Here is a 13,109-nt window from a genome sequence, read left to right on the forward strand (position 1 = left end):
TGACGCGTCTGACACGCCCCGCCGCCCGTCCAGGAAGAAGGCAAGCATGGCCCGCCCCGACCTCCCCGCCCCTGTCGAGCGGGCGTTGGCCGCGGCCGCGCACGGCCTGGCGGTCATCCCACTGAGCCGCACCAAGTTGCCTGCGGTGCGCTCCCCGCACCGGGCGGAGCGGCGCCCCGTGCGGTGCCGCGGTGAGTGCGGGCAGATCGGCCACGGAGTCCACGACGCGACGACCGATCCCGATGCGGTCCGGGCGCTGTTCGCCGCGGCCCCATGGGCCACCGGGTACGGCATCGCCTGCGGCGGGCCCCCGCACCACCTCATCGGCGTGGACCTGGACGTGAAGAACGGCGTGGACGGCATCGCCAACTTCCGGCGCCTGGCGCACGACGGCGGCTTCGCCATTCCCGAGACGGTCGACGTGACGACGCCGAGCGGCGGCCGCCACCTGTGGCTGCGCGGCCCCGCCGACCACACCGTGCCGAACTCCGTCGGGCGCCTGGCACCCGGCATCGACGTACGCGGCTCGGGCGGCTACCTCGTCGGACCAGGCTCCACCACCTTGCGAGGGCAGTACGTGCTCACCCCCGGCACCGAACGGCACTCGATCGCCACAGCCCCGGGCCAACTGCTGCTCCTGATCACCCCGACGACACCCGCGCCCGCGTCGTACCCCGCCACGCCCGTCTCCGGCCGTCAGGCCGTCGCCTTGGTGCAGTTCGTTCTGAATGCTCCCGAAGGACAGCGAAACGACCGGCTCTACTGGGCGGCCTGCCGAGCGCATGAGAGCCACCACGGAACGCAGCTGACGCAGGCCCTTGCCGAGGCGGCTGTACACACCGGCCTGCCCGAGAGCGAAGCCCGCGCCACCATCGCCTCCGCAGCTCGTGCCGCCGCGCGAGGCGCCCGGTGACCGTGCACGCCAATGGCTCAGCCTCCCCCAGCCCTCCCGATCTCGCCCGCCGCATCGTCGAGGCCAACGGCATCGACCCCGACAAGAAGGGCCCCTCGCAGGCATCGCAGCTCGCCGCGCTCGCCCGCAAACGCTACGAGCTGTTCATGTCGGACGACGGCCGCCCGTACGGCGTGACGATCGGCGGCCCCAACCTCGCACTCCCCCTGCGGGGCAAGGCCGGCCTGCGCTCACAGCTCGCCCGCCACTTCGCCGACAGCAACAACGGGACGGTCCCCTCCCAGTCCGCCCTCGCCGACGCCATGACTGTCCTTGAAGGAATCGCCGCAGTGGCAGACCCACGGACCCCTCAGTTACGCGTAGCCAGGCACTACGAACGCATCATCATCGACCTCGGCACGTCCGACGGCCGCTGCGTCGCCGTGGACCCCGAAGGCTGGCAGCGCCTGCCCGCCTCCCCGGTGGTCTTCCGCCGTTCCGGCGCCATGAAGCCGCTCCCCGAGCCCATCAGTGACGGCGACGGCCTGGCCAAGCTCCGCACGCTCCTCAACACGACCGACGACGGCTTCAAGCTCCTGGCTGCGTGGCTGGTCGCGTCCTTCATCCCGGACCTGCCGCACCCGATCCTCGCGTTCCGCGGCGAGCAGGGCACCGGCAAGTCCAAGGGCGCAGCCATGGTGATCGGGATCATCGACCCGTCCGGCGCCCCGAAACGCACCGCACCCCGCGACCTGAAGTCCTGGGCTGTACAGGCTTTCAACTCATGGGCCATCTGCCTCGACAACGTCTCCACGGTCCCGGACTGGCTCTCGGACGCACTGTGCCGAGCGGTCACGGGCGACGGCATCGTCGACCGCGCTCTCTACACGGACGACGACGTGGTCGTCCTCGAATTCCGGCGCGTCCTGGCGATGACGACCATCGACGCCGGAGCGCTCGCGGGCGACCTGGCCGAACGACTCATGACGATCGAGCTCCAGCTCATCCCCGACCACAAGCGGCGCGAGGAAGCCGAGTTGGACCGGGCCTACGCCGACGCCCACCCCGCCATCCTCGCCTCGCTCTTCGACCTCCTGGCCCAGGTCCTCAAGGCTCTCCCGGACGTCGAGCTGAGCGAACGCCCGCGCATGGCTGACTTCGCCCGCGTCCTGGCCGCCGTCGACCAGGTCACCGGCTGGCACACGCTCGACTCGTACAGGTCCGCCACGGCCGACGCCGTCGCCGACGTCCTGGACGGCGAGCCCTTCGCCCAGGCCGTCGTCGATCTGGTCGACAAGGTGGGAGCCGAAGGCATCACCGTCACTGCCTCGCAGTTGCTCGAACAGGTCGTGACCCCCGACAAGTTGCCGAAGAAGTGGCCCAAGGACCCCACGCGCGCGGGCGGCCAGCTGAAGCGCCTCGCCCCCGCCCTGCGCACGATCGGCATCGAGGTCGACGACTCCCAGCGCGGCCCGAAGCCGAAGAAGCAGCGCCTGTACAAGCTGACGCCCTCCCTAGAGAGAAGGTGCGAAACAGCGTCCCCAGCGTCCCCCACCACCCCTGAAATGCCGGTGACCTGCACAAACAGGGGGGACGCTAGCGCGACGCCGTCAGCGTCCCCCCTTCCGGCCCGGGGGGACGCTGGGACCGCTGAGGGGGACGCTGCCCTCTTCGCAGCGTCCCCCCACGGCACTGCCTCTGACCTGCATGGATACGAGCAGGGGGACGCTGGGACCGCTGGGGACGCTGAAATGCACCCTCTCTCTGCTCCCACCACCGCGTGCAACGCCTGCGGCTACCCGCTCGACAGCGCCCTGGCCGCGTACGGCGAGACCACCCACCCCGGCTGCGACCCCACACCGCCCACCGACCCGATCACCAAGGGGGCTTGATCACCTTGCGCCGAGAGCCACACCTGAAACTCGCCGACGTCCTGTTCGAGCTCGACATGTCCCGCGCCGCGTTCTACCGCATGCGCGCCCGCGGCAAGGCGCCGAAGTGCATAAAGCTCCCGAACGGCCACCTCCGGTTCCGACGCCACGAGTTCGACGCCTGGTTAGAGAGCCACGAGGAGACCACCCACTGATGCCCACGAGCTACAACGTCCGCTTCTGGGAAATACGCGAGCGCTCAGGAAGGCGAAAGCCCTTCGAGGTCAGATGGGCAGTGGCCGGCCGGGAAAGATCCGAGTCGTACCTGACGAAGCCCCTGGCCGACAGCCGCAAGGCCGAACTCATCACGGCCGCTCGCAACGGTGAGCCCTTCGACCTGGAGACACGACTCCCCCTCTCCGAACTCCGCAAGCAAAAGCAAGCCGTCACTTGGTACGACCACTCCGTCGCCTTCATCGACGCCCGCTGGGACAGCACCCCGGCGAAGTCCCGCCCCGGATTCGCCGACGCATTGGCCACGATCACGCCCGTACTGGTGAAGTCTGTAGCGGGACGCCCGGATCACAGGGTGCTGCGGAGGGCGCTGTACAGCTGGTCGTACAACAAGAAGGCCCGCGAACAGGAACCGCGGCAGGAGTGGCGCGAGGCCCTGGACTGGATGAAGAAGCAGTCGATCTCCGTATCCAACCTCGAAGACCCACTCGTTCTCCGGAAGGCACTCCGCGCGCTGAGCACGAAGCTCGACGGCAAGCCGGCCGCCGCGAGAACAGCCCGCCGCAAGCGCGTCTGCTTCAACCAGGCCATGGCCTTCGCCGCCGAATCGAAGTACTTCACCACCATGGCGAACCCGCTGGATTCGGTGAGCTGGACTCCCCCGCGCACATCGGAGGAAGTCGACCCCGAGTGCGTTGCGAACCCGCGGCAGGTGACCCAGCTCCTGGCGGCCGTCCGCGAACAGGGCAAGCGAGGCGAGAGCCTGGAAGCCTTCTTCGGCTGCATGTACTACGCGGCTATGCGCCCGTCGGAAGTGGTGAACCTTCGCGTGCAGCAGTGCCACCTGCCGACGACGGGCTGGGGCACCCTCACTCTGCGCCGAGGGATGGTCCGCGTCGGCACGGCCTGGACCGACGACGGATCGGCCCACGACCAACGAAGCCTGAAATGGCGAGCCCCAGAGGAGTCCCGCACAATACCGATCCCACCGATCTTCGTCGAACTGCTCCGCAACCACATCAAGGAGCACGGCACGGCGAGAGACGGCCGCGTCTTCCAGACCCTGCGAGGCGGGATAGTCCAGGAGAGCGGATACGGCGAGGTCTGGTCCAGAGCAAGAAAGCACTCACTCTCCCCCACCGACCAAGCCTCCCTACTCGCCAAGCGCCCGTACGACCTCCGCCACGCAGGCATCTCCTTCTGGCTCCACTCAGGCGTAGACCCAGCAGAGTGCGCCCGCCGCGCCGGCCACAGCCTCGCAGTGATGTTCCGGATCTACGCGAAGGTGCTGGCCCAGTCGCAGGAACGAGCCAACAAACGGATCGACTTGGCTTTGGAGGAATGGAGTAACTGATGCTGAAAGAAAATTGACTTAGGTCATTTCGGCACCATCCTCCCCCCCCCACCTTTCACCTGCTGGCGCCCGCATGGAGCTGCCCGCCCCCTCGGTCCGCGAATAAGGAGCAAAGGCAGGCCGTTCAATCCCGTGCCAGTCGGCTGCCCCCTCTAAGCCCACCCGACATCAAGGGTTTGATCAACTGAGCAGGGCGCGTGAAGCTCTACATCAGCTACCACGAATTACAACTATAACTGCGACTAAAAGCCAGAAATTAGGATTGCCTCATAATGCAAGCCACATAAGCGCGCGGCACTCACTGTGCCCCACCCATCTGGTCAGGTCACAAGTTTCGCCCCGACCAAGCAGCAAGGATCGCCGCAGGCGATCCAGTGGCAAAATTCAGCGCCGACTGGGTGATGGGCGCGAATGCTTCGATGGCAAGCGAAGTCAAAAGATCTTCAAGGCCCGGACGGAGATTCGTGATCCCTTCGATGAATTGCATACTTTCGGCAGCGTCACCATCACCAGATAGATAGCGCGGCGATCGCCGCCCCCGCTGCATGGACCGAGCGAAGTGCTCGCGAGCATCGGACCCGACCTTTTCGGTCGTAATAATAACCGGGTAGTCCGGCCTGAAAATACCAACCTTTGCGCCAAACGAATAGGCATTGCCGAGATTAAACTGCTTATCTTTCAGCTCGAACAGCACGAGCCTTCCATAAACATCGGCGATGCAGTCAATCTCTTCCCCCGCATACTCCTGCTCCATCCTGATACTACCGATCGGAACACCGAGATCCATCAGATGATGCAGGACCAGGACCGAGAGCCACCGACTCCCATCAAGCATGACCCTTCCATAGTCGGTCACGCTGAGAGCTTCTTCCGTCCGTTCTTCAGATAGCTTCCTGCCACATGAGCATCGAATTCCATGCTCATCCAGGGAAGCGAGAACCTCAATACTAGGAACTCGATTCACCTGAGCTGACGTCTTTGAGCAGATGACAACGATCTCTGCCGCTACCACACCGGCGTCGGCGAGACTCTTTACCACCTCATCAAGACGCCCTCGCTCTTTCTGTGGAATCTGCTTCGGGGCATCACTCAACAGTAGGCCACTCGAAGACTTAATAGCAACCGCAAGCACCCTTGTGGACCTATCGGACAAAATGTTTGCACAGAGAATATCCTGCTCCGTAGGACATTCAGCCCGACCCCCTTGGCTTACCTGCTCGATCTCCTCCAACTTCCTCGATGCAGCCTTAATCTCAACAAGGTCAGCATCCCAAAGGTCTTTCACGTGGGATTCGAATTCGGAAATCACCCTGTCATCGATAGCCGGTCCAGCGTAAGCCACAGATATTGCTCGATACGTAACCTCTTGGCGTGCCATCTTTCCATCCGCACCGCGCCGAGGCCTACTGCTGGTTGCCTCGATCAGGCGTATGGCAATCAGAATACTCCCCTTGGCATACATCTCGGCCGCAATAACATTATCGTCCGGCATGTAAGCCGCTTGGCGGAATTTGTCGCGCGTTGAGGAGGTCAGTCTCGATTCAGGAATCCCAAACAGCTCCGCCTGGCGCAACAGAAGCGGATTAACGACTGCGTGGTACTGGCCAGAGAGGCGCTCTGTCAACACTTTCAGAGCGTTGGTTGGATGCTGGCTTACCTCGGCCGACTTTGCGATCATGAGCAGCATGGGGGGAATCCTTCCAGGTGACAATGGTGCGCGCACTGGATTCAACGAAATCGATCTTGTCGAGTCCGGGGCCCCTTGCCGGAACAAGGCCATGGAGAGCCACGCGCCTCCCTCCCGACCGCACCCACGACGCCCCACACGGAGCGAGGAGCCTTGGGCAAGGCTGGACCTTCCCGACTACCGTCGCTTGCCGCCGAGGCGGCAAGCGCCATCCTGTCGACACTCAGACCCGTCCCACCCAGACGGCCATGGCCCGCGACTGGCCCGCACGTCCTGGTCACCCCCCGAATCCGGGTGACCCAATGTGAGACAGCTCACCCACTTTCGATTCCGCTCGAAAGATCACTCCCGGACAACGAGAAGACCCCCTGCCTCCCGCGTTTCCGCAGGTGACAGGGGGTCTCACATCGCGTGGCGGCGCCAGGATTCGAACCTGGGTAGGCTAAGCCGACGGATTTACAGTCCGCTCCCATTGGCCACTCGGGCACACCGCCATGGGATGTCGCCGGTGGGGCTCGCTTTCGCGGTGCTCCCTGGCAACGACGTAAACGATACCTGATGTACGGGGGTGCTTCGCCACCCGGTTGATCAGCGCTTCGCGCGGGTGTGGGTGGCTAGGCTTTGGGGCAACGGTTCGGCAGCCAGGCCGTACCCCCACGCACCCGATCCAAGGAGCCACAGGACATGGCCGACTCCAGTTTCGACATCGTCTCGAAGGTCGAGCGGCAGGAGGTCGACAACGCCCTCAACCAGGCCGCGAAGGAGATCTCGCAGCGCTACGACTTCAAGAACGTGGGCGCGTCGATCTCTTGGTCCGGCGAGAAGATCCTGATGGAGGCCAACTCCGAGGACCGCGTCACCGCGATCCTCGACGTCTTCCAGACCAAGCTGGTCAAGCGCGGCATCTCGCTCAAGGCGCTGGACGCCGGTGAGCCGCAGCTGTCCGGCAAGGAGTACAAGATCTTCGCCTCCATCCAGGAGGGCATCTCCCAGGAGAACGCCAAGAAGGTCGCCAAGGTCATCCGCGACGAGGGCCCCAAGGGCGTCAAGGCTCAGGTCCAGGGCGAGGAGCTGCGCGTCACCTCCAAGAGCCGCGACGACCTCCAGGCCGTCCAGGCCCTGCTCAAGGGCCAGGACTTCGACTTCGCGCTGCAGTTCGTGAACTACCGGTAGGCAGGCGGCCGGCGGACCGGCGGACCAGCAGCCTGCGCGGGTGGCTGAAGGCCGACTGCCCGTCCGGCCGAGTCGAGGGCCGACTGCCCGTACGGGTGGGCCGATGGCCGGCTTGCCAGGCGGACGGGCGGGCGGACCCGCAACCGGTTCGGCCGACAGCCGGGCAATCCGACCGTCACCCGGCAGAACCCGCAGGTCGGCCGGGCGACCCACCGGGTGACACATACGCCCCCCTCGCGTCGCCCGCCCCCTCGGACGCCCTGTCCGATTTCCGCCAGCAGGCGGCGCGCGGGGGTCGCAGACTCGATCTCGTACGCGAGGAAAGGAACGTGCGATGACGGTCTACGCGACCCTCGACAGTCCCCTTGGCGAGCTGCTCCTCGTCGGTGAGGAGTCCGCCACCGCGACCGGCGGGACCGCGCTGGTCTCGCTCTCCCTGCCCGGCCAGAAGGGCGGCGCGGCCGTGCAGGACGGGTGGCGCCTGGCGCCGGACGCCTTCGAGGAGATCGCCCGCCAGCTGCGGGCGTACTTCGGCGGCGAGCTGACCCGCTTCGACATCGAATACGCCCCCGGCTCGGGCACCGAGTTCCAGCGGCAGGTCTGGGCGGAGCTGGACGCCATCCCGTACGGCGCCACCACCTCGTACGGGGAGATCGCCCGCCGCATCGGCGCCTCCTCCGTGAAGGTGCGCGCGGTCGGTACGGCCATCGGCCGCAACCCCGTACTGGTCGTCCGCCCCTGCCACCGCGTCATCGGGTCCGACGGCACCCTCAAGGGGTACGCGGGCGGCCTCGACCGCAAGCGCCGGCTCCTGGGACTCGAAGGAGCCCTGGGAGAACTACCCGACGCCACCACGGCCCAGCCGGGCCCCCGCAGCGGCTCTCCCGGGTCTGCCGTGTGAGCGGCGCCCTCTTCCCCCGGCCGCGCGCCGTCGTCGCCCCCGGCGCCGTGCACGTGCCCGGGTGGCTCACCCCCGACCGGCAACGACAGCTCGTCGTCGCCTGTCGGGAGTGGGCGCGCGGGCCCGTGCCGATCCGGCACACCGTGCTGCCGGGCGGGGGTGTGATGTCCGTGCAGACGGTCTGCGTCGGCTGGCACTGGCAGCCCTACCGGTACACCCGCACCGCCGACGACGTGAACGGCCGTCCCGTCGCCCCCTTCCCCGACTGGCTGCTCGACCTGGGCCGCGCCGCGGTCGCCGACGCCTACGACGACCCCGCCGCCGGAGCGCGCTACTCCCCCGACACCGCCCTCATCAACTTCTACGACGGCGACGCGCGCATGGGAATGCACCAGGACAAGGACGAGCACTCCGGCGCCCCCGTCGTCTCCCTCAGCGTCGGCGACAGCTGCGTCTTCCGGTTCGGCAACACCGCGGACCGGAACCGCCCCTACTCCGACGTGGAGCTGGCCTCGGGCGACCTCTTCGTCTTCGGCGGGCCCTCGCGCTTCGCCTACCACGGGGTGCCCAAAGTGCTCCCGGGTACGGGCGACCCCGGCACCGGCCTCTCCGTCGGCCGCCTCAACCTGACGCTCCGCGAAACCGGCCTGAGCTGAAGCCCGTTGAGTCGGAACGGTTGAGCCGGGACCGTTGAGCCGGGACCGTTGAGCCGAGGCACATTGAGCAGGGCCCGTGTTGAGCCGAGGCTCGTCCGGCCGTGGCTCGTCCAGCTGGGCCGCCCGCGCTCGTCGTCTACGCGCGCCCACCCGCCTCAGCACCCAGCACCCAGCACCCAGCACCTAACGCCGGTCGCGCGAATTGCCGAAGACGATCCGGTAGGCGATCAGCAGCACGAGCGAGCCGCCTATCGCCGCCGCCCATGTGGCGCCGTCGTAGAAGTGGTTGGCGATGGGGCGGTCCAGCCAGCGGGCCGATATCCAGCCGCCGACGAACGCTCCCGCTATGCCTATGACCGTCGTACCGATCAGGCCGCCCGGGTCGCGCCCGGGGAGCAGGACCTTGGCTATGGCTCCGGCGAGCAGGCCGAGAATGATCCAACTGACGATGCCCATGTCCTGAACCTGCCTTTCATCTGATGTCATTCCGCAAGACGTATGCCCGGCAGGGCGTGGTTGCGTCGGTGGTTAGGGTGCGGCGCATGACACAGGAACTCCGCCGCACGCTGGGCGTCTTCGACGCCGTGGTCATCGGGCTCGGGTCGATGGTCGGTGCGGGTGTCTTCGCCGCCCTCGCCCCGGCGGCGGGCGTGGCCGGAACCGGGCTGCTCGCCGCGCTGGCACTGGCCGCGGCCGTCGCGTACTGCAACGCCATGGCTTCGGCACGGCTCGCCGCCCGCTATCCCGCGTCCGGCGGCACCTATGTGTACGGGCGGGAGCGGCTGGGGCCGTTCTGGGGGTATCTGGCGGGCTGGGGGTTCGTCGTCGGCAAGACCTCCTCGTGTGCGGCGATGGCTCTGACCGTGGGCGCCTACGTCTGGCCGGGACAGGCCCACTGGGTGGCGGTCGCGGCGGTGGTGACGGTCACCGCCGTGAACTACGGGGGCGTACAGAAGTCGGCGTGGCTGACGCGGGCGATCGTGGCGCTGGTGCTCGCGGTCCTCGCGGCGGTGGTGGCGGCCTGCCTGGGGTCGTCGGACTCCGGGCACCTGGACGTCGGGCTGTCCGGGGGCGCGGGCGGGCTGCTCCAGGCGGCGGGGCTGCTCTTCTTCGCGTTCGCCGGGTACGCCCGGATCGCCACCCTCGGGGAGGAGGTGCGCGATCCGGCCCGGACGATCCCGCGCGCCGTTCCCCTGGCGCTGGGCATCGCGCTGGCCGTCTATCTCTGTGTCGCGGTGGCGGTCCTCTCTGTTCTGGGTGCGGACGGGCTCGGCCGGGCGTCGGCTCCGCTCGCCGACGCGGTCCGTGCGGCGGGCGCTCCGGCGCTGGTGCCGGTGGTGCGGGCCGGGGCGGCGGTGGCCGCGCTCGGGTCACTGCTGGCGCTGGTCCTCGGGGTCTCGCGCACGGTCCTCGCGATGGCCAGGGACGGTCATCTGCCGGGGCCGCTGGCCGCCGTCCACCCCCGGTTCCAGGTACCGCACCGGGCCGAGGTGGCGGTGGGCGCGGTGGTGGCGGTGCTGGCTGCCACGGCCGATCTGCGCGGGGCCATCGGGTTCTCGTCGTTCGGGGTGCTGGTCTATTACGCGATCGCCAACGCGTCCGCCTGGACGCTCGGTTCGGGCCGCGCCGGACGGCTGCTCACGGTCTGCGGGCTGGCCGGGTGCCTGCTGCTCGCCTTCGCGCTGCCGCTGTCGTCGGTCTTGGCGGGCAGCGCCGTCCTGGTCGTGGGCACGGTCGCGTACGCCGTGCGGCGACGCTGAGCACGGATTCACGGGGCCTCGGCGCCCGGTGCTGCGCGCGGAAGGCCGATCGTCGCCCGACCGCTCACCGCCCCGCCCCACACGCCCACGCCCCGCAGCCGCGCCCCCACGCCACGTACCTGGCGCCGACGCGACCAGCACCGCCGTCCTCAACCGCGCACCCGCGCCCACCCGCGCCTGCGCACATACCCGCGCCCGCGCCTGCCCGCGCGAATCACCCGACACCCATCGCTCATCGGCCATCGGCCGTTGCCGTCGACGGATCACCGGCGGCGGGCCGCCGCTCGCGAACACCCCATCGGCGGACCACCCGTCATGCCGTGGCCCGCGCCCTCATATTCGGCGGGCGCGGCCGATCCGTACGCGGTGGAAACCGGCGGATGAGGCCCCGGACACCTTCTCGTTCTCGGTCATGGCTCCATGGTGGACCACATCGCCGACATCCGTCCGCGAGCCGTCCCAGCCTGTGGATAACTCCCGGCCGCCACGCGACGGACCGGGTGCGGACGGGGTGCGCGGACCGGGTCTGGACTGGCGGCGGACCTGCCGCGGCCTCGCGGTCCCGGCCCGCCCGCCGCCCCCTCGGCTACCGGTAGAACGGCTGGTCGGTCGGCACGATCTGCTTGCCCAGCGGGAGCAGCGAGACCGGGATCAGCTTGAAGTTCGCGATGCCCAGCGGGATGCCGATGATCGTGATGCACAGCAGGAAGCCCGTGACGATGTGGCCGAGCGCCAGCCACCAGCCGGCCAGGATCAGCCAGAGGACATTGCCGATGCACGACGCGGCGCCCGCGTCCGACCGCTCCACCACCGTGTAGCCGAAGGGCCAGAGCGCGTACAGCCCGATCCGGAACGCGGCCAGGCCGAACGGGATGCCGATGATCGTGATGCAGAGCAGGACGCCCGCGAGCACATAGCCCAGGAACATCCAGAAGCCGCACAGGACCAGCCAAATGACGTTCAGGATTGTCTTCACGGGCGGGGACCTGCCATCTGTTCGAGTCGGGCGATGCGCTCCGCCATCGGCGGATGTGTCGAGAACATCTTGGAGACGCCCTGGCCCGGGCGGAAGGGGTTGGCGATCATCATGTGGCTCGCGGTCTCGATCCGCGGCTCCGGCGGCAGCGGCAGTTGCTTGGTGCCCGCGTCCAGCTTGCGCAGGGCGCTCGCCAGGGCCAGCGGGTCGCCGGTCAGCTGGGCCCCGGAGGCGTCCGCCTCGTACTCGCGCGAGCGGCTGATCGCCAGCTGGATCACGGTGGCCGCCAGGGGGCCGAGGATCATGATCAGCAGCATGCCGAAGATGCCAGGGCCGTCGTCGTCGTTGGACCGGCCCACCGGGATCAGCCAGGCGAAATTGACCAGGAACATGATCACGGAGGCGAGCGCTCCGGCGACCGACGAGATCAGGATGTCCCGGTTGTAGACATGGCTGAGCTCATGGCCGATGACTCCGCGCAGCTCCCGCTCGTCGAGGATCTGGAGGATCCCCTCCGTGCAGCACACGGCCGCGTTGCGCGGATTGCGGCCGGTCGCGAACGCGTTCGGCGCCTGGGTCGGTGAGATGTACAGGCGCGGCATGGGCTGGCGCGCGGTCGTCGAGAGCTCGCGGACCATCCGGTAGAGAGCCGGGGCCTCGAACTCGCTGACGGGCCTGGCGCGCATCGCGCGCAGCGCCAGCTTGTCGCTGTTCCAGTACGCGTACGCATTGGTGCCCAGTGCCACGAGCAGCGCGACGATCAGGCCCATGCGCCCGAAGAAGCTGCCGATGACGATGATGAGCGCGGACAGTCCTCCGAGAAGGACAGCGGTCCTCAACCCGTTGTGCCGGCGGTGCACGGTACGCCCTCCAAATGGTGCGGCAGGGGAACCCTTTGCCTGGTGGTCCTTCCACTTTCCAGTGGACGCTCCCGTACTGGTCAACGCCAGACGAGGACCGCTGGTTCCCTTGTGCGCGCCGGAGGGCGGCTACTCCGTACGGGTGGGTCAGCGCGGGGCGGGCAGTCCCGCGAGCTCCAGCGCCTTGGGGTCGGGCTCCAGCTCGCTGGTGCAGTGCCCGCAGCGGGTCGCGATGCCCGGGATCTGGGTGTAGCAGCGGGGGCAGTCGCGCAGGGCGGCCTTGATGTCGACGGGCTTGTCCCGGTCCAGGCGCGCCTGGACCTTCATCATGGGGACGACGACGAGGAAGTAGAGCACCGCCGCCGTGATCAGGAACGCGATGGCCGCGCTGATGAACTTCCCGTACGGGAACTCCACGCCCTCGGCCTTGAAGGTCGCCGTGGTGAAGTCGCCGGTGGACCGGGTGGCCATGCCGATCAGCGGGGTGATGAAGGCGGTGCTGAAGCCGGTGACCACCGCCGTGAAAGCCGATCCGACGGCCAGACCGACGGCCATCGTCACTATGTTCCCGCGAAGGATGAAGTCCTTGAACCCGCTCAGCACTGCTGTCGCTCCTCGTCGTTTCCGGCTGCCCGATGCAACGTTTTTCCGTCCGGGCACGCGTGCGTCCCCGGACGTGCGTACGACAGTGCCTTGTCCGGGCGTCCGAGTTCAAACCCGCTGCCCGGATCCGGGTGGCCCGGTT

The 13,109-nt window shown here is 68.1% G+C and carries 13 protein-coding genes and 1 tRNA gene; 8 read left to right on the forward strand and 6 right to left on the reverse strand.

Going from position 1 to position 13,109, the window contains the following annotated elements:
• Positions 1-46 precede the first annotated feature (46 nt).
• Genes AB5J87_RS14905 through AB5J87_RS14920 form a run of 4 tightly spaced genes read left to right on the forward strand, consistent with a single transcriptional unit; the run spans position 47 to position 4,351 of the window.
• A complete protein-coding gene (locus AB5J87_RS14905; protein ID WP_369377092.1) occupies positions 47-913 on the forward strand; it encodes a bifunctional DNA primase/polymerase in 867 nt (288 codons plus the stop codon).
• A gap of 2 nt (positions 914-915) precedes the next feature.
• Positions 916-2,784 carry an ATP-binding protein gene (locus AB5J87_RS14910; RefSeq protein WP_369377093.1) on the forward strand — a complete coding sequence of 623 codons (1,869 nt, stop codon included), beginning with the start codon at positions 916-918 and terminating at the stop codon, positions 2,782-2,784.
• Between the two features lie 56 nt (positions 2,785-2,840).
• Entirely contained in the window at positions 2,841-2,978 is a 138-nt protein-coding gene (locus tag AB5J87_RS14915) for a helix-turn-helix transcriptional regulator (protein ID WP_369383529.1), read from the forward strand.
• On the forward strand, positions 2,978-4,351 hold the full coding sequence (locus tag AB5J87_RS14920; RefSeq protein ID WP_369377094.1) for a tyrosine-type recombinase/integrase: 1,374 nt from the start codon (positions 2,978-2,980) through the stop codon (positions 4,349-4,351). Before AB5J87_RS14915 ends, AB5J87_RS14920 begins: the two co-directional genes overlap by 1 nt.
• Positions 4,352-4,676: 325 nt before the next feature.
• On the opposite strand, the gene AB5J87_RS14925 is transcribed toward AB5J87_RS14920, so the two are convergent.
• Positions 4,677-6,038 (reverse strand): hypothetical protein, encoded by a 1,362-nt coding sequence (locus tag AB5J87_RS14925; protein WP_369377096.1) that lies wholly within the window; start codon positions 6,036-6,038, stop codon positions 4,677-4,679.
• A gap of 412 nt (positions 6,039-6,450) precedes the next feature.
• A tRNA-Tyr gene (locus AB5J87_RS14930) sits at positions 6,451-6,532 on the reverse strand.
• A 190-nt stretch (positions 6,533-6,722) separates the two neighbouring features.
• On the opposite strand from AB5J87_RS14930, the gene AB5J87_RS14935 reads away from it, so the two are divergent.
• From AB5J87_RS14935 to AB5J87_RS14945, 3 genes are all read left to right on the forward strand, one after another.
• Positions 6,723-7,211 (forward strand): YajQ family cyclic di-GMP-binding protein, encoded by a 489-nt coding sequence (locus tag AB5J87_RS14935; protein ID WP_369377097.1) that lies wholly within the window; start codon positions 6,723-6,725, stop codon positions 7,209-7,211.
• A 334-nt stretch (positions 7,212-7,545) separates the two neighbouring features.
• Positions 7,546-8,112 (forward strand): methylated-DNA--[protein]-cysteine S-methyltransferase, encoded by a 567-nt coding sequence (locus AB5J87_RS14940; protein ID WP_369377098.1) that lies wholly within the window; start codon positions 7,546-7,548, stop codon positions 8,110-8,112.
• On the forward strand, positions 8,109-8,768 hold the full coding sequence (locus AB5J87_RS14945) for an alpha-ketoglutarate-dependent dioxygenase AlkB (protein WP_369377100.1): 660 nt from the start codon (positions 8,109-8,111) through the stop codon (positions 8,766-8,768). Before AB5J87_RS14940 ends, AB5J87_RS14945 begins: the two co-directional genes overlap by 4 nt.
• Before the next feature lie 183 nt (positions 8,769-8,951).
• On the opposite strand, the gene AB5J87_RS14950 is transcribed toward AB5J87_RS14945, so the two are convergent.
• A complete protein-coding gene (locus tag AB5J87_RS14950; RefSeq protein ID WP_369377102.1) occupies positions 8,952-9,224 on the reverse strand; it encodes a GlsB/YeaQ/YmgE family stress response membrane protein in 273 nt (90 codons plus the stop codon).
• 86 nt (positions 9,225-9,310) lie between these two features.
• On the opposite strand from AB5J87_RS14950, the gene AB5J87_RS14955 reads away from it, so the two are divergent.
• The gene (locus tag AB5J87_RS14955) at positions 9,311-10,528 is read left to right on the forward strand and encodes an APC family permease (protein WP_369377103.1); all 1,218 of its coding nucleotides are present in this window, start codon (positions 9,311-9,313) and stop codon (positions 10,526-10,528) included.
• Between the two features lie 586 nt (positions 10,529-11,114).
• Here the strand turns inward: AB5J87_RS14955 and AB5J87_RS14960 are convergent.
• From AB5J87_RS14960 to AB5J87_RS14970, 3 genes are all read right to left on the reverse strand, one after another.
• Positions 11,115-11,504, reverse strand: coding sequence for a YccF domain-containing protein (locus AB5J87_RS14960; RefSeq protein ID WP_369377105.1), 390 nt, complete (start codon positions 11,502-11,504; stop codon positions 11,115-11,117).
• Entirely contained in the window at positions 11,501-12,364 is an 864-nt protein-coding gene (gene htpX, locus AB5J87_RS14965; RefSeq protein WP_369377107.1) for a zinc metalloprotease HtpX, read from the reverse strand. Before htpX ends, AB5J87_RS14960 begins: the two co-directional genes overlap by 4 nt.
• Before the next feature lie 147 nt (positions 12,365-12,511).
• Positions 12,512-12,967 carry an MscL family protein gene (locus AB5J87_RS14970; protein WP_369377108.1) on the reverse strand — a complete coding sequence of 152 codons (456 nt, stop codon included), beginning with the start codon at positions 12,965-12,967 and terminating at the stop codon, positions 12,512-12,514.
• Between the last annotated feature and the right edge of the window lie 142 nt (positions 12,968-13,109).

Source organism: Streptomyces sp. cg36 (genome assembly GCF_041080675.1).
Taxonomy (GTDB): domain Bacteria; phylum Actinomycetota; class Actinomycetes; order Streptomycetales; family Streptomycetaceae; genus Streptomyces.